20 protein-coding genes are annotated in these 19898 nt (G+C 66.3%); 8 read left to right on the top strand and 12 right to left on the bottom strand.

Features of this window, described 5'->3' with window-relative positions; genetic code table 11:
- Nucleotides 1-14: 14 nt before the first annotated feature.
- From ACYQ4T_RS04695 to ACYQ4T_RS04670, 6 genes are all read right to left on the bottom strand, one after another.
- A complete protein-coding gene (locus ACYQ4T_RS04695; protein ID WP_459851120.1) occupies nt 15-878 on the bottom strand; it encodes a CheR family methyltransferase in 864 nt (287 codons plus the stop codon).
- The gene (locus ACYQ4T_RS04690) at nt 875-2020 is read right to left on the bottom strand and encodes a protein-glutamate methylesterase/protein-glutamine glutaminase (protein ID WP_459851119.1); all 1146 of its coding nucleotides are present in this window, start codon (nt 2018-2020) and stop codon (nt 875-877) included. Before ACYQ4T_RS04690 ends, ACYQ4T_RS04695 begins: the two co-directional genes overlap by 4 nt.
- 31 nt (nt 2021-2051) lie before the next feature.
- The gene (locus tag ACYQ4T_RS04685; protein WP_028100043.1) at nt 2052-2417 is read right to left on the bottom strand and encodes a response regulator; all 366 of its coding nucleotides are present in this window, start codon (nt 2415-2417) and stop codon (nt 2052-2054) included.
- Between the two features lie 95 nt (nt 2418-2512).
- On the bottom strand, nt 2513-3013 hold the full coding sequence (locus tag ACYQ4T_RS04680) for a chemotaxis protein CheW (protein WP_459851118.1): 501 nt from the start codon (nt 3011-3013) through the stop codon (nt 2513-2515).
- Nucleotides 3010-5994, bottom strand: a complete 2985-nt coding sequence (locus tag ACYQ4T_RS04675) for a chemotaxis protein CheW (RefSeq protein WP_459851117.1) — start codon at nt 5992-5994, stop codon at nt 3010-3012. Before ACYQ4T_RS04675 ends, ACYQ4T_RS04680 begins: the two co-directional genes overlap by 4 nt.
- Before the next feature lie 151 nt (nt 5995-6145).
- Nucleotides 6146-6781 carry a histidine phosphotransferase family protein gene (locus tag ACYQ4T_RS04670; protein ID WP_459851116.1) on the bottom strand — a complete coding sequence of 212 codons (636 nt, stop codon included), beginning with the start codon at nt 6779-6781 and terminating at the stop codon, nt 6146-6148.
- A gap of 125 nt (nt 6782-6906) precedes the next feature.
- Here ACYQ4T_RS04670 and ACYQ4T_RS04665 point away from each other — a divergent pair, with 125 nt between their 5' ends.
- Nucleotides 6907-7092 carry a DUF3553 domain-containing protein gene (locus ACYQ4T_RS04665; protein ID WP_459851115.1) on the top strand — a complete coding sequence of 62 codons (186 nt, stop codon included), beginning with the start codon at nt 6907-6909 and terminating at the stop codon, nt 7090-7092.
- Here the strand turns inward: ACYQ4T_RS04665 and mobA are convergent.
- The gene (gene mobA, locus ACYQ4T_RS04660) at nt 7087-7692 is read right to left on the bottom strand and encodes a molybdenum cofactor guanylyltransferase MobA (RefSeq protein ID WP_459851114.1); all 606 of its coding nucleotides are present in this window, start codon (nt 7690-7692) and stop codon (nt 7087-7089) included. The two genes, ACYQ4T_RS04665 and mobA, sit on opposite strands and share 6 nt — an antisense overlap.
- Before the next feature lie 112 nt (nt 7693-7804).
- Here mobA and ACYQ4T_RS04655 point away from each other — a divergent pair, with 112 nt between their 5' ends.
- Both ACYQ4T_RS04655 and ACYQ4T_RS04650 read left to right on the top strand, forming a co-directional pair.
- On the top strand, nt 7805-8506 hold the full coding sequence (locus ACYQ4T_RS04655; RefSeq protein WP_459851113.1) for a hypothetical protein: 702 nt from the start codon (nt 7805-7807) through the stop codon (nt 8504-8506).
- Nucleotides 8507-8829: 323 nt separating this feature from the next.
- On the top strand, nt 8830-10401 hold the full coding sequence (locus ACYQ4T_RS04650; protein ID WP_459851112.1) for a DEAD/DEAH box helicase: 1572 nt from the start codon (nt 8830-8832) through the stop codon (nt 10399-10401).
- A 107-nt stretch (nt 10402-10508) separates the two neighbouring features.
- Here ACYQ4T_RS04650 and ACYQ4T_RS04645 read toward each other — a convergent pair whose 3' ends face one another.
- From ACYQ4T_RS04645 to ACYQ4T_RS04635, 3 genes are all read right to left on the bottom strand, one after another.
- Nucleotides 10509-12407 (bottom strand): propionyl-CoA synthetase, encoded by a 1899-nt coding sequence (locus ACYQ4T_RS04645; protein ID WP_459851111.1) that lies wholly within the window; start codon nt 12405-12407, stop codon nt 10509-10511.
- 149 nt (nt 12408-12556) lie between these two features.
- The gene (locus ACYQ4T_RS04640; protein WP_459851110.1) at nt 12557-13417 is read right to left on the bottom strand and encodes an SDR family NAD(P)-dependent oxidoreductase; all 861 of its coding nucleotides are present in this window, start codon (nt 13415-13417) and stop codon (nt 12557-12559) included.
- Between the two features lie 5 nt (nt 13418-13422).
- On the bottom strand, nt 13423-13668 hold the full coding sequence (locus ACYQ4T_RS04635) for a DUF2312 domain-containing protein (RefSeq protein ID WP_459851109.1): 246 nt from the start codon (nt 13666-13668) through the stop codon (nt 13423-13425).
- 173 nt (nt 13669-13841) lie between these two features.
- Here ACYQ4T_RS04635 and ACYQ4T_RS04630 point away from each other — a divergent pair, with 173 nt between their 5' ends.
- The 3 genes from ACYQ4T_RS04630 (at nt 13842) to ACYQ4T_RS04620 (ending at nt 16581) form a co-directional block, all read left to right on the top strand.
- A complete protein-coding gene (locus ACYQ4T_RS04630; protein ID WP_459851108.1) occupies nt 13842-14723 on the top strand; it encodes a DMT family transporter in 882 nt (293 codons plus the stop codon).
- 68 nt (nt 14724-14791) lie between these two features.
- Entirely contained in the window at nt 14792-15130 is a 339-nt protein-coding gene (locus ACYQ4T_RS04625; protein ID WP_459851107.1) for a hypothetical protein, read from the top strand.
- Nucleotides 15127-16581, top strand: coding sequence for a methyl-accepting chemotaxis protein (locus ACYQ4T_RS04620; RefSeq protein ID WP_459851106.1), 1455 nt, complete (start codon nt 15127-15129; stop codon nt 16579-16581). The genes ACYQ4T_RS04625 and ACYQ4T_RS04620 overlap by 4 nt, the downstream gene beginning before the upstream one ends.
- 204 nt (nt 16582-16785) lie before the next feature.
- Here ACYQ4T_RS04620 and ACYQ4T_RS04615 read toward each other — a convergent pair whose 3' ends face one another.
- Entirely contained in the window at nt 16786-17079 is a 294-nt protein-coding gene (locus tag ACYQ4T_RS04615; protein WP_459851105.1) for a DUF1244 domain-containing protein, read from the bottom strand.
- Between the two features lie 55 nt (nt 17080-17134).
- Complete coding sequence (locus ACYQ4T_RS04610; RefSeq protein WP_459851104.1) at nt 17135-17848, bottom strand: N-formylglutamate amidohydrolase; 714 nt, start codon at nt 17846-17848, stop codon at nt 17135-17137.
- Between the two features lie 186 nt (nt 17849-18034).
- Here ACYQ4T_RS04610 and ACYQ4T_RS04605 point away from each other — a divergent pair, with 186 nt between their 5' ends.
- On the top strand, nt 18035-18982 hold the full coding sequence (locus ACYQ4T_RS04605) for a DMT family transporter (RefSeq protein ID WP_459851103.1): 948 nt from the start codon (nt 18035-18037) through the stop codon (nt 18980-18982).
- Nucleotides 18979-19794, top strand: a complete 816-nt coding sequence (locus ACYQ4T_RS04600; RefSeq protein WP_459851102.1) for an aminoglycoside phosphotransferase family protein — start codon at nt 18979-18981, stop codon at nt 19792-19794. Before ACYQ4T_RS04605 ends, ACYQ4T_RS04600 begins: the two co-directional genes overlap by 4 nt.
- Nucleotides 19795-19898: the final 104 nt, after the last annotated feature.

Raw genomic sequence — 19898 nt, 5'->3', positions numbered from 1 at the left:
CGGGGCCTGAGGCCTCAGGCGCGGAGCGCGCCCGGCGCGGCCGGCTTGGCGGCGGATGCGGGCGTCTGGCCGGCGGTCAGGCCGTAGACGCCGCGCTGGCCGGCGAGGAGCTGGAACTTGTCGGTGATGCCGAGCACGGTCTCGGCGCCGCCGAGGAACAGATAGCCGTCGTTCGGCATCAGGGCGGCGATGTTGTTCAGGATCTTCGACTTGGTCGGCTGGTCGAAATAGATCAGCACGTTGCGGCAGAACACGACGTCGAACTTGCCGAGCGGCCGCGGGTCGTTCAGCAGGTTGAATTCCTTGTACTGCACCATGGCGCGGATCTTCGGGCTGATCTGCCAGCGGTCGCCGACCTGGGTGAAGTACTTGACCAGCAGGTTGATCGGCAGGCCACGCTGCGCCTCGAACTGCGAGTAGATGCCTTCCTTGGCGCGATCGAGGATCTCGGTCGAGAGGTCGGTGCCGAGGATCTCGATTTTCCAGCCGGCGAGCTGCGCCGACATCTCGGAGAGGATCATCGCCAGCGAATAGCATTCCTGGCCGGAGGACGCCGCCGCGCTCCAGATCCGGATCGTCTTGTTCGGCCGCGCCGCCATCAGGGTCGGCAGGCAGATCTGCTTGAACTGGTCGAACGGCTTGGTGTCGCGGAAGAAGAAGGACTCGTTCGTGGTCATCGCCTCGACCACGTCCTTGATCACCGTCTCGTCGCTCTTCACGCGGATCAGGCGCACCAAGTCCTCGAACGAGGCGAGCTTGTACTTGCGGGCCACGGGGAGCAGGCGGCTCTCCAGCAGGTAGGCCTTGTCGTTGCCGAGCACCAGGCCGGAGCGCTGCTTCAGGATCTGACAGATGAAATCGAAATCCGTCACCGTCATGCCGCCGACCTCATGAGGGCCTTCTTGACGTAGGCCCCGATCTCATTGAGCGGCAGCACTGCCGTGCAGAGCCCGGCCGAGGCGACGGCGCCCGGCATGCCCCAAACGACACTGCTGGCTTCATCCTGGGCGATGACCGTGCTTCCCGCGTTGACGAGCTCCCTGGCCCCCTTCAAGCCATCCTGCCCCATTCCGGTCAGCATGACAAACAGGGTGCGGTTGCCATAGGCCTTGGCGATCGAGCGCAGCATCGGATCGACCGCGGGCCGGCAGAAATTCTCGGGCGGATTCTTGTTCAGCCGGACCACCATGCTGCCGCCCTGGCTCTCCACGGTCATGTGGAAGTCGCCCGGCGCGACATAAATCCGCCCCGGGAGGGCAGCCTCGCCATCCTTGGCCTCCGCCGCCGGCATGCCGGAAGCCTGGGCGAGGTGCTCGGCCAGGATGGTGGTGAAGGTCGCCGGCATGTGCTGGGTGACGAAGACCGGCATGCGGTCGACCCGGCCCAAGGCACGGAACACGTTGAACAGCGCCTGCGGGCCGCCGGTCGAGGAGCCGATCGCCAGGCAGTCCACCTTGCCCTGCACCAATGGCGCCGGTCGCAGGGTGACCGCGCCGGGATAGAGCTTCTTGGGCGGCGGCGGCACGCTGCTGCCCGGGGCCGCGGCGGAGCCCGGCGGCAGGCCGCGCTTCTTGCGCGCCACCAGGCCCCAGCTCTTCGCCTTCTCGACCAAGTCGCGCTTGAAATCGTCGGCGGTGCTGATGCCCGTGGTCGTGGTCGGCTTGGGCAGGTAGTCGGCGGCGCCGAGCGACATCGCTTTCATGCTGACCGAAGCGCCCTTGAGCGTGAGCGTCGAGGCCATGATGACTTGGACGCCGGGCTTGGCTTCCAGCAGCTTCGGCAGCGCGGTCAGCCCGTCCATCACCGGCATCTCGATGTCGAGCACGATGACGTCGATGTCGTTGCGCTTCAGCGCATCGATCGCCGCCTGACCGTTGCCGACCGTCGACACCACCTTGATCTCGGGGTCGGTCTCCAGCGTCTTCGTGAGCAGGCCGCGAATGACCGCGGAGTCGTCCACGATCATGACCCGATAGGGTCCGCCGCCGGCGGCGACTACTGGTTTGGTTTCAGGCCGCATTCCCTGGTACCGAGCCTTTTACTTATTAACGTTAAAGAAGCCCGACCTGGCTGAACTTCGATTCGATGATCTCGCTGTCGAAGGGCTTCATGATGTATTCGTTGGCGCCCGCGCTGATCGCCTCTTGAATGTGCTGGATGTCGTTCTCGGTGGTGCAGAACACCACGACCGGCGTCTGGCCGCCCGGCATCTGCCGCAGGTTGCGCAGGAAATCGATGCCGCTCATGACGGGCATGTTCCAGTCGAGCAGGATCGCGTCCGGCATCCGCTTCAGGCACTGGTCCATCGCGGTCTGGCCGTTATCGGCTTCCTCGATCGCGAAGTTGAGGCCCTCGATTATCTTGCGGGCCACCATCCGAACGACCTTGGAATCATCGACGATCAAGCACGACTTCATAAGCGCAGTCTCCGTCTGCCGACCGGGCGAACCGGGTCCTCATCTCATCCCGTTCGCCCGCGGCAGGCCCCTCAAAGACGATACGACTTGAAAGGTTAAGCGGCGTCCGCCCGATTACCGAAATTCAGAAGCGACGAGACGCTGAGCACCACGAGCAGGGAATCGTTCAGACGATATATCCCATCGGAGAACTCGCGCAATCTCGGATTGAGCGTGGGCGGGTTCCGCTGGTAATCCCGGCTTTCCAGGCTCAAGACCTCGCCGACGCTGTCGACCAGCAGGCTGTAGAGCTCGCCCTCGTGCTCGACGACGACCGACATGGCCTGCTTGTCGCTGTCGCGCTTCGGCAGGCCGAGGCGCAGCCGGACGTCGACCGCGGTGACGATGCGGCCGCGCAGGTTCAGGGAGCCGGCAACCTCCACCGGCGCCAGCGGCACCCGGGTGATGGTCTGGGTACCCAGGACGTCCTGGACCTTCAGGACCGGGATGCCGAACAGCTGTCCGCCGATCGACATGGTCACGTAATCGCGGTTCTCCCCGGCTCCGACCTTGCCGGTCGTGACGGCTTCGGTCGCGGTTTCTTGGTTGCGGCTCATGCGGCACCTCTCATCAGTTCGGCAAGCGCTTCGTTCATGGTGTGAACCAGGCCGTCGCGGTCGTACTTGGCGACATAGTCGTCAAACCCGACCTGGCGGCCGCGCGCAATGTCCTTCGGGCTGGCGTGGGACGACAAGGCGATGATCGGCGTCGCCTGCCAGCGTGCATTCTTCTTCACGGATTCGCAGAACTCGAAACCGTTCATCCCCGGCATCTCGATGTCGCTGATGATGAGGTCGAATTCTTCGCCCGCCTCGCTCAGGCTGAGCGCCTTGTCGGCGGAGTCCATGGCGATGACCTGGAAGCCGGCGGCGGTCAGCTGCGGCGCCAGGAGGTTGCGGAAGAAGGCGCTGTCATCGACCAGCAGCACGCGGCGGCGCCTGCCGGTCTCGACGGCATCCTGCTGCTGCGAGCCGAACCAATCCTTGAACGCCTGGCTGAGATAATAGCCGGCATCGACGATCTCGGTCGCCTGGCCGGCGATGATCGCCGAGCCGATGCGGCCCGGTTGCTCGGCGGCCAGATCGACGTTGAGCTTGGCTTCGACGATATCGACGATCTCGTCCACCATCAGGCCCATGGAATGGTCGCGGTCGGCAAACACCAGCACCGGCTGGCGGCCTTCCTTCTGCCCACCCATCTCGTGCTCGGGGCTCATCGGAATGAGTGGCATCAGCTGGCCGCGATACTGCACGACCGAGCGGTCGTTCGACCGCTCGATGGTCTTGCGGTCGATCTCCTCGAGACGCGCGACCAGGGCCAGCGGAACGGCCATCGGCACGCCCGAGCCGGTGCGGAACAGCAGCAGCGGAACCTGCTCCTCGTCATGCGCCCGCGACTTGGCGCTCTTTGCCTCGGCGGATTCGCCGTCGGAGATGCCCATCTGACCCGAAGCCTCGGCGATGCCGTTCGGATCCAGGATCATGATCACGCTGCCGTCGCCGAGGATGGTGTTGCCCGAGAACATCGGGATGTGGCGCAGGATCGGCGCCACCGGCTTCACGACGATTTCCTCGGTGTCGAACACCCGGTCGACCATGATGCCGAAGTTGTAGGTACCGACCTGGGTCACGACGATGAAGGTGTCGTTCTCGTTGGTCTCCTTGCCCTCGTTCAGCTCCAGCTTGTCGCGGAGCGAAACCAGCGGCAGCAGCTTGTTGCGCAAGCGCAGGACCGGCGTGTCCTTGATCTTCTCGACCTTGAGCTCGCCGTTCTGGGTCGCGCGCACCAGCTCGACCACGCTGATCTGCGGGATCGCGAAGCGTTCGCCGGCGCATTCGACCACCAGGGCCGAGACAATGGCGAGGGTGAGCGGGATCTTGATCGAGAAGGTCGTGCCCTTGCCCTCGATCGAGCGCAGCTCGACGGTGCCGCCGATCTTCTCGATGTTGGTCTTGACCACGTCCATGCCGACGCCGCGCCCGGAGACGCTGGTGACGGCGGCCGCGGTCGAGAAGCCGGCCTTGAAGATGTACTGCTGGATCTGCTGGTCGCTCATGCCCTCGAGATCGGCCTCGGAGGCGAGATTGTTGGCGATGATCTTCGCCTTGATCTTCTCCATCGGCAGGCCCTTGCCGTCATCGGAGATCTCGATGACGATGTGGCCGCCCTCGTGATAGGCGTTCAAGGTGATCTTGCCGGTCTCCGGCTTGCCGATGCGGCGGCGCTCTTCCGGGGTCTCGAGGCCATGGTCGCCCGAGTTGCGCACCATATGCGTCAGCGGGTCCTTGATCATCTCGAGCACCTGGCGATCGAGCTCGGTCTCCTGACCGATCATCACCAGGTCGATCTTCTTCTTCAATTCGTGGCTGAGGTCGCGCACCAGGCGCGGCAGCTTGGCCCAGGCATTGCCGATCGGCTGCATGCGGGTCTTCATCACGCCTTCCTGCAATTCGGAAGTGACGTGGTTGAGGCGCTGCAGCGGGGCGGCGAACTCGCTGTCCTTTTGCTTGCGGAGGATCTGCAGGACCTGGTTGCGGGTTAGCACGAGCTCGCTGACCATGGTCATCAGGTTCTCGAGCAACTCGACGTTGACGCGGATGGTCTGGTTGGCGACCGATTCCGCGGCAGCGCCGCCCTCGGCTCCGGCGTCCTTCTTGGCGGCGGCCTTGGCGGGCTTGGCCGCCGGCTCGGCGACGACCTCGTCGCTGGCCGGGACCGAAACCGGGGCGGTCGCGCCGCCGGTCGCCTCGTCGCGGGTCGCGAAAATCATGCCCATGATCCGCGCCGAGAGCGCGGCGGAGACTTCAAGCTGGTTCAGCGCCGCCTGCAAATGGCCGCAGGCCGCGTCGAACTGCGCGTCGTTCATGTTGCGCTCGATCAGCACCGACTTGGCGCTGGAATCCGGTCCGCCGCAGAGCTTCGCGAGATAGTCGCGCATCTGGCCCTGCAGATGGTCAATGCTGGCGCCGTCGAAGACCTGCTTCACGCGCAGATCGCCGGTCACGCGGGAGAAGAAGACTTCGACCACCGCATCGACCGTGCCCATGCCGCCGATCTGCTCGTAGATCGAAGCCGAGCTTTCCGCCGCGGCCAGCGCCGAAACCGGAGCTGCCGGGGCCGCCACGGGCGCTGCCGCAGCCGCGGGCGCCGAACTGACGCCGCCGGATTCGGCGAAGGCATTGAGGCGCTTGATGAGATCGGTGTCGTCGCCGGCCGGCTCCGAGCCGGTGGCTTCGAGATCGGTCATCACTGTGCGGATCCGGTCGAGGCATTCGAGAATGAGCGAGACGGCTTCGGCGCCGACCTCGATCTCGCCGTCCCGGACCTTGCCAAGGACGTTTTCGCCGGCATGCGCGACCGATTCCAGCCGCGAGAGGCCGAGGAAGCCGCAGGTGCCCTTCACCGTGTGAACGAGCCTGAAGATGTTCCCGAGCAGCTCCATATCGTTGGGATTTTGCTCGAGCTTCACCAGCTCGACATCGAGCACGGCGAGGTTCTCCGAGGTCTCGGTCAGAAATTCTTTGAGCAGATCATCCATAGCTTTGGCCCCGTTGTGAGGTACGCGCGGACATACCGGACCGACCCTCTCAGCGGGGCCGGATTGAGGCTCAGATTTTCAGAAAAGCATTAATTTAGGGTGAACCCAGCGGCTCAAAATCCCATCGCCCTTAACCAGCGGCCGGCGGGGGCTAAGCGGCCGTCCGGCCCTGCAAAATCGCCATCCCGGCCGCGGGTTGCGTGAGTTCCAGGCGGAACTTGTTGTGGCTGGCGACCAGCCCGGTCAGATAGGGCTGGATGTTATGGGCGGTCAGTTCAATACCGGCCCGGTCGAGCGCCAGAAGGCGTGCGACTTCCGGGGAATAGCCGGCCTGCTGGCCTTCGACGGTCACCCCGAACACGGCCTTGCCGTCGGACTCGGAGGCAGCCAGCGACAACTTGCCGCCACGGGGCAGCCACTCGACCGCGGTCAGGATGGCATTGAGCAACAGCTTGCCGAATCCCTGGGGCCAGTCCGCGACCACCGGCAGGTCGGCCTTGAACTCGACCCGGGCCGGGTCCAGCGCTTCCCGGGCCAGCTTCACCGCCTCTCCGGCCCCGAAGCTCGGCTGGTTGCCGGCATTGCCATAGGCGCAACGGTACATCTGGAGCAGCGACGAAGCGCGATGGGTGCTGCTCTCGACCAGCTTTCTGGCGTCCTCGAGGAGTTCGTCGTCGCCCTCTTCGGCCATGAGCTCGAGCCCGTTGCCGACGGCGCCGACCGGGCTGATCAGGTCATGGCAGAGCCGCGAGCAAACCAGTTCCAGGATCTGCAGGTCGAAGTCCATAAGGCGCAACTCTGGCTGTTTCCCCAATCGCCCTCAGTTTAGCGGTTCGCTCCCGGTCGACCAGAGCTTACTTTGCGAGGAGTGAGGATGCGCACGCTCGCTCCGAATCTGGTATCCAACCGTGGATGGTCCAGCTCCTGACGCCCGGCGCTTTCGTCCGCCATCCCGACCGCCCGGACTGGGGCCTTGGCCAGGTCCAGTCGGTGAGCGGGCAGCGCGTGACCGTCAACTTCGAGGGCGCCGGGAAGGTGCTGATCCTGATCGACCGCGTCGCTCTGGTCGCCGCCGATCCTGACCGCCCCGGCTCATAGCAGCGCCGCGGCGCGCTCCAGGTCCTCGGGCGTGTTGATATTGAAGAAGGGATCGATCGGCCCGGCCTCGAAATCGACGATGGCCGGGTCGAGGCGACGGGTCCAGTCCTCCACCTTGCGCATCCCTTCCCGGCGCAAGGCGGACCGAAGGTCGTCGCGCAGCGCCAGCGGCCAAAGCCCCACGACCGGATGGATCCGGCCCGCGCTCCGCGCCACCGCCGGTGCGCCCGCCGCGTTCAGGCGGGCCGCCAGGTCCAGGGGCAGAAAGGGCGTATCGGCCGGCACGGTCAGCACCGCCATCGCGGCAGGATGCGCGCGTTGCGCCCAATCCAGGGCCGCCAGAATCCCGGCCAGCGGCCCCGCGAAGTCCGCCGCGTCATCCGCCACCACGTCGAGCCCGAAGTCCCGGAAGCGAGTCGCATCGCCGTTGGCGTTCAAGGCCAGCGCCGAAACCTGCGGCCGGACGCGGGCGATCACATGCGCAAGGAGCGGCCGGCCGGCCAAGGGCAGCAGGCATTTATCGCCGCCGCCCAGCCGGCGGGACAGCCCGCCGGCGAGGATGACAGCCGCGTGAACTGCGGTTTCAGCGTTTTCTACCACGAAATTCTGTGCAACCTTCGGACCTGCCCGATTGTTGTCCTCTCGCCGAATCGGCGCCCCCTAGTACGAAGGGGAATCTGATCGCTGAGAGCTGCCAAGGAAAGCCAAAGTCATGATTCGCTCCCGTCTTCGTGCCGGTCTCGCGGCAGCCGCTCTGGTCGTCGGCCTCGCCGGGCCGATGGTCGCCCGCGCCCAGGACACCGTGCCCGACGTGATTCCGCCCAAGGCCGAGCTCGACATCCCGGCGATCCAGGAATCCAAGCCCGGCTGGAGCTGGGCCGCCGTCGGCCAGATGATCATGGACTTCTACAACGTGCCGCCGCTCTACGGCGCCGAGAACTGGCAGTGCAGCCTGGCCGACTTCCTGACCGGCGTGCAGGCCTGCGAGGCGCCCAAGCTCTCCGCGGAACAGGCGACCCTGAAGCTGATCCAGGGCTACTCGCCCTTCGCCTACAAGTTCTTCGGCGAGGATCCGGTGGTGATGCGCTATCAGCAGCACAAGGTGCTGTCGCCGATCGACGCGATCCACGAGATCCGCTTCGAGCGGCCCTTCGTCGCGATCGTGCAGCCGCCGAAGACCGGCGAAGGCGACAAGGGCGCCAAGGATGTCGTGCTGGTGATCGGCTATGAAGGCACGCCGTCCGATCTCCGGCTGATCGTCAACGACCCCCGGCCCTATCCGATGGGCGCCAACCCCTATACCGACGTCGGCGCCCAGCAGCTCGACGTCAACGGTGAGTATTCGATCGGCTACAACGACTTCGTCCAGCAGATGAAGTGGACCGACACGATCTCCTGGATCAAGCCGCAGTAGTCCCGAAACGTCATGCCCGGGCTTGACCCGGGCATCTCGCGCCGCATCTGCCAGGCCCCCGGGGGTGACGGAAAATAAGGGAAATCCGCTTTTCCTTGACATTGCAGGCCTCATCCATCATATGAGGCCTGCATTTCTCGCGACTGCGCGCTTGCGCCCCCCTGCCAGACACTCATTGGGGCGCCCGTCCTGAGATTAAGATCCATCCCCGTCATAGTACTCGAGCGGCGCGCCTCGGGCTCGCTCGCCGGCGTTTCGCCGCGCGCATCCTGCGCGCTGCCATTCTTTCGGCTTGATGACACTTGCCGAAAGGAATCCCGGCTTTGACTACGACTACGCATACCCAGACCAAGACCACCACGAACGAGATTGCCTTGTTCGCCGATCTCTCGCTCACCGCGCCGCTGATGCAGGCGGTGAAGGAATCCGGCTACGAGCGCCCGACGCCGATCCAGGCGCGCGCCATCCCGCACCTCCTCCAGGGCCGCGACCTGCTGGGCCTCGCCCAGACCGGCACCGGCAAGACCGCGGCCTTCGTGCTGCCGATGCTGCAGCGCCTGATGGAGACCAAGAAGCGCGCCGCACCGAAGTCGATGCGCGCCCTGATCCTCACCCCGACCCGCGAGCTCGCGGTGCAGATCCTCGAGAGCCTGAAGACCTATGGCCGTCACCTGCCGCTGCGCTCGACGCAGATCTTCGGCGGCGTCGGCCAGAACCCGCAGGTCGACGCGCTGCGCAAGGGCATCGACATCGTCGTCGCCACGCCGGGCCGCCTGATCGACTTGATCCAGCAGGGCCATGTGAAGCTCGAGAGCGCGGAGTTCTTCGTGCTCGACGAGGCCGACCGCATGCTGGACATGGGCTTCATCCGCGACATCCGCCGCATCACCCCGCTGCTCCCCAAGCAGCGCCAGACCTTGCTGTTCTCGGCCACCATGCCGAACGACGTCGCCGATCTGGCCAAGGGCCTGCTGAAGGATCCGATCCGGGTGGAAGTCGTGCCGCAATCGACCACCGCCGAGCGAATCGACCAGAAGCTCTACTACGTCGCCCGCGGCCACAAGCGTGCACTGCTGGCGCAGCTCCTCGGCACGCCGGAGATGACCCGCGCCATCGTCTTCACCCGCACCAAGCACGGCGCCAATCGTCTCGCCGAGCAGCTCGAGAAGGACGGCTTCGGCACTGCCGCGATCCATGGCAACAAGAGCCAGGGCGCGCGGCAGCAGGCCTTGAACGCCTTCAAGAACGGCAAGGTGAAGGTTCTGGTCGCGACCGACATCGCCGCCCGCGGCATCGACGTGGACGGCATCAGCCATGTCGTCAACTACGAGCTGCCGATGGAGCCGGAAGCCTATGTCCACCGCATCGGCCGCACCGCGCGCGCCGGCGCCACCGGCGTCGCGCTCAGCTTCTGCGATCACGAGGAGCGCGGCCTGCTGCGCGACATCGAGCGCATCACCCGCATGAAGGTGCCGGTGGTCGCGGACCATGCCTTCATCGGCGTGCCGGAAGATCCGCGCAACGCGCCGCTCGATGACGATGGCGCCATCCCGATGCGCCATCGCGGCGGCAACCGCGGCCAGCACAAGGGCCGACCGGGCCAGGCTGCGCGCAAGTCGGCCAACGGCGGCGGCGGTCATCGCAACGGCGAGGCCCGCGGCAACGGGCGGACCCAGGGCGCCGGCGCCAGCGACAGCCGCAACCACGGCGGCAGCGAGAGCCGCCAGGCCAATGGCCATCAGGGCCAGAGCCACCGCAACGGCGAGAGCCGCCCGCATCACCAGGGCAATCGTCAGGGCCAGAGCCGGAATCACGGCGGCGGCCAACGCCAGGGCGGAAATCGTCAAGGCGGCAACCGCCAGGGCGGCCAGCGCGCCGGCGGCAGCAGCCGCTAGTCGGCACGAGATCGCCGGGTCAAGCCCGGCGATGACGGCCGAATGAAGGCGTCATGCGCGTCCCCGGACTTGATCCGGGGACGCGCATCTCTCGCCGCGGCTCAGCATCATTTCTTCGCGTAGCCGATGTCCTGCAACGCGTCGTCGATCTCGCTTAAGATTGCGGGATCGTCGATCGTCGCGGGCATCGGGTAGTCCTGCCCGTCGGCGATCTTCTGCATCGTCCCGCGCAGGATCTTCCCCGAACGCGTCTTCGGCAGTCTTTTCACCACCGTCGCGGTCTTGAACGCCGCCACCGGGCCGATCCGGTCGCGCACCAGCTGCACCACCTCGCCGACGATCTTGTCCATCGGCCGCTCGACCCCGGCCTTCAGCACCAGGAAGCCCAGCGGCACCTGGCCCTTCACCGAGTCATGCACGCCGATCACCGCGCATTCGGCGACATCGGGATGGCTCGCCAGCACCTCTTCCATGCCGCCGGTCGAGAGCCGGTGGCCGGCGACGTTGATGATGTCGTCGGTCCGCGCCATCACATGGACATAGCCGTCCTCGTCGATCATCCCGGCATCCGCCGTCTGGTAATAGCCGGGGAAGCGGGTGAGATAGCTCTCGACGAAACGCGCGTCGTCGTTCCACAAGGTCGGGAAGGTGCCCGGCGGCAACGGCAGCTTGCCGCAAAGATTGCCGATCTCGCCCGGTCCGGCGGGCTGGCCGCTTTCGTCCAGCACCTCGAGCCGCCAGCCCGGCACCGGCCGGGTCGGCGAGCCGTGTTTCACCGGCAAGAGCTCGATGCCCAGGCAGTTGGCGGCAATCGACCAGCCGGTCTCGGTCTGCCACCAGTGATCGATCACCGGCACCTTCAGCAGCTGCTCCGCCCATTCCAAGGTCGGCGGATCCGATCGCTCGCCGGCGAGGAACAGCGCGCGGAAGCCGGTGAGATCGTAGTTCTTGAGTAGCGTCCCTTCCGGATCATCGCGGCGGATCGCGCGGAAGGCGGTCGGCGCGGTGAACATCGCCTTGGCCTTGTGCTCGGAGATCACGCGCCAGAACGCCCCCGCATCCGGCGTGCCCACCGGCTTGCCCTCATAGAGGATCGTGGTGCAGCCCTTGAGCAGCGGCGCATAGACGATATAGGAATGGCCGACCACCCAGCCCACATCCGACGCCGTGAACCAGGTCTCGCCCGGCTTGAGGCTGTAGATATTCTCCATCGACCAGTGCAGCGCCACCGCATGGCCGCCGTTGTCGCGCACCACGCCCTTCGGCCGCCCGGTCGTGCCGGAGGTATAGAGGATGTAGAGCGGATCGGTCGCCGCCACCGGCACGCAGCCCGCCGGCTTTGCCGCCGCGAGCGCTTCGTTCCAGTCGATGTCGCGGCCGGTGATGAGCTTCGCCTCTTCCATCGGCCGCTGCAGCACGATGACCTTGTCCGGCTTGAACGAGGCCTGCTCGATCGCCGCGTCGAGCAAAGGCTTGTAGGCGATGATCCGCGCCACCTCGATGCCGCAGGAGGCGGTCACCACCACCTTGGGCTTGGCATCGTCGATCCGCGAGCGCAGCTCCTTCGGCGCGAAGCCGCCGAACACCACCGAATGCACCGCGCCCAGGCGCGCACAGGCCAGCATCGAGATCAGCGCTTCCGGCACCATCGGCATGTAGAGGATGACCCGGTCGCCCTTGCCGATGCCCTGGTTTCTTAGCACGCCGGCGAACAGGGCGACGGCGTCGCGCAATTCCCGATAGGAGAAGCGCTGCACCGTCTGCGTGACCGGCGAGTCATAGATCAGCGCGGTCTGCGCGCCCCTGCCCGCCTCGACATGGCGGTCGAGGCAGTTCCAGCAGGTGTTGAGCTCACCCCCGGAGAACCAGCGGTAGAAGGGCGGGTTGCGGTCGTCGAGCACCCGCTCCCAGGGCTTGATCCAGTCGATCCCCTGCGCCGCCTCGCCCCAGAATCCGGCGGGATCGTCGATCGACCGCTGGTAGATGGCGTCGAACTTCGCCGACATGCGCGCCTCCCGAAACCGAGGTTATCGCCCTCGTTCCGGGTATCTTGCGGGAAACCTGGTGGAAACGGCAAGTGACACAGCGCCACACACTCAGCCTACATCCCGGGACTTGGTCCCGCCTGGCGCCGGGATGACGGAAACATGGAGCGCTACTTGCCGCGGGGCGCTTTCATGAAGGCCTCGAAGGCGTCCTTGTAGTCCGGATGCCAGCGCGACAAGGCCGGGCGGTTGCGGATGATGTCGTTGGCGGCCCATTCCATGCGCCGCTCGTCCATGTCGCGGGTGACGGCGCCGTCGGGGCAGAGGATGTAAAAATCGCCGCGCCCGAGGCTTTCCAGCATGAAATCGACCGTCTGCTCCGGCGTCCAGGCATCGGCCGGCTTTTCCTTCCGGCCGCGCGCGGTCATGCCGGTGAAGACGAAGCCCGGGATCAGCAGATGCGCCGTCACGGCGCAGCCCGGTTCGTTGCGCAAGCTGTGCGCCAAGGCCTCGGTCGTCACCTTCACGCCGGCCTTCGAGACGTTGTAGGCGGTGTTGCCCGGCGGCGTGGTAATGCCCTGTTTCGAGCCGGTGTTGACAATCAGGGCGGGCTTCTTCTGCGCGATCAGGGCCGGCGCAAATTCATGGACGCCGTTGATGACGCCCCAGAGATTGACCCCGAGCACCTTCTGCCAGCCGGCATAGTCGTCATAGGCGCCGGCGGTGGCCTCGACCCCGGCATTGTTCATCACAAAGGCAATGTCGCCGAAGGTGTTGAACGAAAGCTCGCGGAGCCGCCGCACTTCGTCGAGCTTGGCGACATCGGTCGGCACGGCCAGCACGTCCAGCTTGCCGCCCTTGGCCGCCTGGGCCACCGTCTCGGCCGCCGCATCCAAGGCCGCGCCGGGCAGATCGGCCAGCACGACTTTCAGCCCCATCGACGCGAGGCGGACGGAAGTGGCCAGTCCGATGCCGCTCGCCGCGCCGGTGACGACCGCGCCGCGGCCCGCAGCCAATGCCGGATGCGTCATTGCAGTCAGATCATCCCGATCGCTTGCTTGTAGACGTCGAGCAGCTGCTCCTGCTCGCTGCGCTCCTGCGGCTCCATTTTCCGCAGCCGGACGATCTGGCGCATGATCTTGGTGTCGAAACCGCTCGACTTCGCCTCGGAGTAGACTTCCTTGACGTCGCCGGCGATGGCGGCTTTCTCTTCTTCCAGGCGCTCGATGCGCTCGATGAACGACTTCAACCGGTCGGCGGCAATGCCCCCCGCGTCGGCCATGGTGGTGACTCCATTGAATAAGAATGCGACTCGGCAAACGTGTCGGGCAATCTAGCGGCCGGGTCCGGCAGCGTCCACGGTACAGGGCCTGTGGATAAGGTGGATAACGGGTGTCGTTGCCCGCCTCGAAAATTCCAGGCAGAGTGCGGCATCCTCGCGTCGCCAAAGCAAAAATGCCGCTCACTCACATTCTTCTCGCGGTCCTGATACAGATCTGCTGGGGCGCCACCTATCCGCTTTGCAAACCCTATGTCGAAGTCTTCCCGCCGATGGCGCTGGTCGCCATGGTCTACGCCTTCGTGGCCTTGATCTCGGCGCCGCTCTATCCCCGGCCGAAGACACCACAGCGCACCTTGTTCCTGCTCGGCTTCTTCGGCGGCGCGCTGCAGACCGGCATGGTCTTCGTCGCCTTGAAATACCTCCCCGCCTCGACCGCGGTGCTGGCGATGCAGGCGCAGCTGCCGATCGGGGTCGTCGCTTCCTGGTTTATGGGCCGCGACAAGCCGAGCATCAGGAACTCGCTCGGTTCCGTGATCTGCCTCATCGGCATCGTCATCGTCGTCGGCAAGCCGGAAGCGACCGATGCCTGGTTCGGCCTCGCGGCGATGCTGCTCGGAGTCACCTCCTGGTCGGTCGCACAAGCCGCGATTCCGGTGGTCGCGAAGGACCAGGGTATGATGCTCTATGCCGGCATGACCCGCTATGCGGCGCCGCAAATGCTGGTTATGTCGCTGCTCTTCGAGCATGGCCAGCTGCACACCCTGGCCGATGTGCCGCTGAGCGCCTGGGGCGCGGTGCCGATCATCGCGCTGGCCGGTTTCGCCGTGCCCTATGCCATCTGGTATTGGCTGCTGATGCGCCACCGGGTCGATGAACTGATGCCCTTCGTGATCCTGATGCCGATCGTCAGCATCGTGGTGACGACGACCCTGCTCGGCGAGGCGCTGCCGCCGGCGCTGCTGCTGGGCGGCGCCGTCGTGCTGGCCGGGCTGGCGGTCATCGTCTTCAAACAGCGACGCCCCACCCGCCCCGTGGGGGAAACCCCGGCAAATTAACCCTGCGTTTACGTGGATCGCGCCATAGTCCCGCCTTCAGCGACAGCCGGGATCGGTGCGCCTTGACCATGATCAAGCATCTTGCAACAGCGCTTCCGGCCGCGGCGCTCGTCGTCTGCGGCACGATCGGGCTCGGCGTCGCCGAACTGCTGCCATCGAATAAGGTCGGAACCCCGGTCGGCATCCTGGTTTACGGCCAGGACGAGGCCGCGGCCGCCCAGGTGATCGCCGCCGCCGATGGACGCCTGGTCTCGGCCGGGGGCTGGGCCGAGACCGTCATCGCCGTCTCCGACGATCCCGATTTCGTCAGCAAGCTTTACCGCGCCGGGGCCAGCCTGGTCTTCCGCGCCGACAGTGCCGTCGGCTGCAGCGGTGCGCTACCGGAAGAGAGCAAGGGAACATCATGAACGCCGTCGAATCCCTGCGTAAGCACACCGCCCGCCTGCTGGGCATCTTCATCTGCCTGCATTTCCCGCTGGTCGCGCTGATCGACTGGATGCGCCACGGCGCACCCGGGATCGTCACCGGCATCGGCGCGGTGCTCGCGCTTTCGACCGGCGCCATGACCTTCGCCGCGAAGGGTCCCGCCCTGCGCTACTTCCAGGCCGCCGCGATGATGCTGACGGTCGCCACCCTGGTCGCGGCCCTGGACGGCCACCTGTGGCAGATCGACATGCACATGTATTTCTTCGCTTCGCTCGCCATGCTGGCGGCGTTCTGCGAATGGCCGGTGATCCTGATCGCCACCGCGACCGTGGCGGTGCATCACCTGGCGCTCAACTTCCTGCTGCCCAGCGCGGTGTTCCCCAACGGCGGCGACTTCTTCCGCGTCGTCATCCACGCCGTCATCGTGCTGATCGAGGCCGGCGTGCTGATCTGGGTCGCCCGCCACATGGCCAATGCCCTCATCGACTCCGAAGCCGCGCTGGACAAGGCCCAGGCATCGAGCAAGGAAGCCGAGACTCTCGCCGAGCAGATCCGCGCCCGCGAAGCCACCGCGCAGGAGGACCGCCGCCGCATGCTGGGCGAAGTCGCCGGCAGCTTCGAGCAGGCCGTCCGCTCGATCATCGACAAGGTCTCGTCGGATTCCGACCGCGCCACCGCGCTCGCCACCGCGATGGCGGCCTCGGCGCGCGACAATGCACAGCGGGTCGGCACTGCCGCGACCGCTTCCAATGCCGCTTCCGGCGACGCCCAGTCAATCGCCGCCGCGGCGGAGGAGCTCTCGGCCTCGGTCTCGGAGATCCAGCGCCAGGTCCAGCGCTCGACCGAGATCACCGCGCGCGCCGTGAACGAAGCCGGCACCAGCAGCGCCAAGGTGCGCGAGCTGACCGAAGCAGCGCAGAAGATCGGCGACATCGTGCGGTTGATCAATGAGATCGCCTCGCAGACCAACCTGCTCGCCCTCAATGCGACGATCGAAGCGGCCCGTGCCGGCGATGCCGGCAAGGGCTTCGCCGTGGTCGCCAACGAGGTGAAGTCGCTCGCCAACCAGACCGCCAAGGCGACCGAGGACATCTCCGCCCAGGTCAACGCGATCCAGAGCGCCACCCGCGAATCCGTGACCGCAATCCAGTCGGTCTCCGAGACGATCGGCGAGGTCAGCGAAGTGGTCTCGCATATCAACGCCTCGGTCGACCAGCAGAACGCGGCGACCCGCGAAATCGCGCAGAGCGCCCAGAACGTCTCCCGCGGCACCGCCGAGACCTCGGACGTGATCGAGAGCGTGCGCGTCTCCGCCGAGGAAACCGGCGCCTCGGCGTCGGAGGTTTCCGAAGCCGCGCGCGGCCTGCTGTCGCTGTCGCAGCGCCTGAAGGACGACGTCGACCGATTCCTGAAGACGCTGCTGGCGGCGTAGGCCGGCGCGCTATATCACAGTAGCGGAACCATCAACCCCCACCCTCACCCGCCCCCATCTTGGGGGCGGGGAAGAATGCGAGAGCCATCGCGAATGCATTCAGCCTTCGCGTTCTCTCACCGTAGCTTCTACACAAGAGTCCCTTCTCCCAAGATGGGGGAAGGCCAGGTAGCGTGACGCCTCAAGCGAGGACTCAGCGCCGCCTCAATGCTTGTGCGCGATCTTGAAGCCTTCCGCTTGCGCCGGGGTGGCTTCCTTCTGGTACTTCGCCTTCCACTCCTCATAGGGCATGCCGTAGACGTGCTTGCGCGCATCCGCGTCCGGAACGGTGACGCCCTTCTTCTCCGCCTCCTCGCGATACCAGCGTGACAGGCAGTTGCGGCAGAAGCCGGCGAGATTCATGAGGTCGATGTTCTGCACGTCGGTGCGCTCGCGCAAGTGCTGCACCAGCCGGCGGAACGCGGCGGCTTCCAACTCGGTTTGCGTCTTCTCGTCCATGATGACCTCTTCAAGACCGTGATTACGCCCATGATCGGGTGCGCAACCGGCAGGGTCAAGCGCGCGGCTGATAGACCCTCTGGTCGGCAAGGACATCCTTCAGCACGCGGATCAGCGTCTCCGCCCAGCGCGCGACGCCGGCGGCGTCGCCGATCAGGTCCTGCCGCATCTCGATGAGGCCATGCGGCAGTCCCTGCTTCTCGGCATGGACGATCACCGAATAGCCGTGCTCGTCCTTCCCGCTGTAGGGCTCGTTGTCGCCCACCACCAATCCCTCCTCCTGCATCAGCCGCGCCATCAGCGGCACCGGCAGGCGCGGATCACGGTTCCACAGCACGCCGACATGCCAGGGCCGGGCGAAGCCGTTCATCCGCGGGGTGAAGCTGTGCAGCGAGAGCACCGCCGGATCCGGTCCTTGCGCGCGCTTGCGCGCAATCACACCGTCAATGGCCGCGTGATACGGCTTGAAGAGTGCGTCCTGCCGCACCTTGCGGTCTTCCGCCGAGAGGCCGCGGTTGCCGGGCACCGGAATCTTGTCGCTCTCCTGCGCGATCGAAGTCGGGTCGTCGAGCCGCCGGTTGCAGTCGATCACCAGCCGCGAATAGCCGGCCAGCACCGCCGGCGCATCCAGCGCCGCGGCGAGTTTCCGCGCCAGATTGGCGATGCCGATGTCCCATCCGATATGCTGGTCGAGTTCGGCTTGGCGGAGGCCCAGAGTGCCAAGCTTCTTGGGGATGGCGCGACCCGCATGGTCGCTGAACAGGACCAACCTTGCGCGGCCCTCCGGGTTGACCACTTCAAAAGGCGGCGGATCGCCTGCAACGAGCAGATCCCCACCCGTATTGCTTGTCATTGCATGCCTGTGCTGCGCGGGTCGCGATTGACCGGGTTGGAACCGAAGCTTAGAAGAAGCCTCGGTTCCTGTCATCAGCACCCCCATCACATTCCAGCAAGCATGCCCGATTCCGGCGTACCCAAGACCGGCCACCATCTCTCCGAGGCGACGGCCCATCGTCTCGCCTTGCCGATGCTCGTCTTCGCCGCGGGCCTGATCTCCTTTTCCGGAATCTTCGTGAAGCTCTCCGAGGTCGGCCCGACCTCGACCGGCTTCTACCGCATGGGGCTCGCCTTGCCCTTCTTCCTGGCCTGGATGCTGCGCGACGCCAGGACGCGGAGCGATCCCGGCTTCATCCCGCGCGACCGCCGCGCGATGCTGTTCGCGATGCTCGCCGGCGCCGCGCTCGCCGCCGATCTCATCGCCTGGCACTGGTGCCTGCACATGACGACGGTGGTGACCGCGACCTTGCTCGGCAACACCACGCCGATCTGGGTGGCGCTCGCCGGATTCCTGTTCCTGCACGAGCGCTTCCGCCCGTTGTTCCTGGTCGGGCTGGCGCTGGCCATGATCGGCACCTGGGGGCTGATCGCCGGCGGCAGCAAGCCGGTCGAGATCAAGGACGCCTATGTGCTCGGCCTCGGCCTCTTCACCGGCATCGCCTATGCGCTCTATTTCCGCTTCGGCACGGCGGCGCGGCAGCGTGGCTTCTCAACCGCGCAGGTGATGTTCTGGGGCTCGGTGACCGCGACCGTGATCCTGCTGCCCGTGGCGCTCGCCACCGAGGACAAGGTCGTGCCGCAGAATCTCTATGCCTGGGCCGTGGTCTGCGGCCTCGCCTTCCTCTCGCAGGTGCTCGGCCAGTCCTCGATCAACTGGGCGATGGGTCATCTTTCGGCAGCCTTCTCCTCGCTGACGCTGCTCATGAACCCCTTCTTCTCCGCGGTCTTCGCCTGGCCGATCCTAGGCGAGGCACTGACCCCGCTGCAGATGCTGGCCGGCATCGCCATCATGGGCGGCATCCTGCTGGCCCGCCGCGCCAGCACCGTCACGCGCCGGCCTTCGTGACGAGCCCGCTGACGTGCTTCGACACCTACTTCGCGCGCTGGAACTTGATACCCGACGGCGCGCCGATCGTCACCCAGACCAGCCGTCTCCTGCCGGTCATCCGCGACGGCCGGCGCGCGATGCTGAAGGTCGCGACCGAGGATGACGAGCGGCGTGGCAACGCCTTCATGCAATGGTGGAACGGCGACGGCGCCGCCGCGGTCATCGCCGCCGAGGGCGACGCGCTGCTGATGGAGCGGCTGGAAGATGACGCGGCGCTCGCCACAATGGCGCGAGGCGGCGCCGACGACGAAGCCAGCCGCATCGTCTGTGCCGTCGCCGCCAAGCTGCATGCGCCCCGATCCGCCGCGCCACCGCCGGCGATGCCGCTCGCGCTCTGGTTCGCGGCCTTGCACCAGGCCGCCGACCGCGAGGGCGGACTCTTCGCCACCGCGCATGCCGTGGCGCGCGATCTGCTCGCCGATCTCCGTGACGTGACTGTGCTGCACGGTGACATCCACCATTTCAACATCCTGCGATCCCCGGCGGGCGGCTGGCGCGCGATCGATCCCAAGGGCGTCATCGGCGAGCGCGCCTATGACTTCGCCAATATCCTCTGCAATCCCGATCCGGCGACGGCCGAAGCGCCGGGACGCCTGTCGCAACAGCTTTCGGTCATCGCCGCCGCAGCCGGCCTCGACCGCCATCGCCTGCTGCAATGGGTCCTCGCCCATGCCGGCCTCTCGGCGGCCTGGTCGATCGAGGACGGCGCGTCGGCCGAGCCGCGCCTGGCCGTGGCGAAGATCGCCTTGGCCGAATTGGCGAAGGCCTGAGCCCGACCCGCCGCTCCGGCGGCGGTTTCCGTCGCCCTCCGACTTGACCCCCCTCCTTCCGCCTATAGAGTGCGGCCATCGCCGCTTAGTCCCAGGGGATCCGC

Source organism: Dongia sp. agr-C8, assembly GCF_054658695.1.
This window is presented reverse-complemented; position numbering and strand designations above follow the sequence as displayed.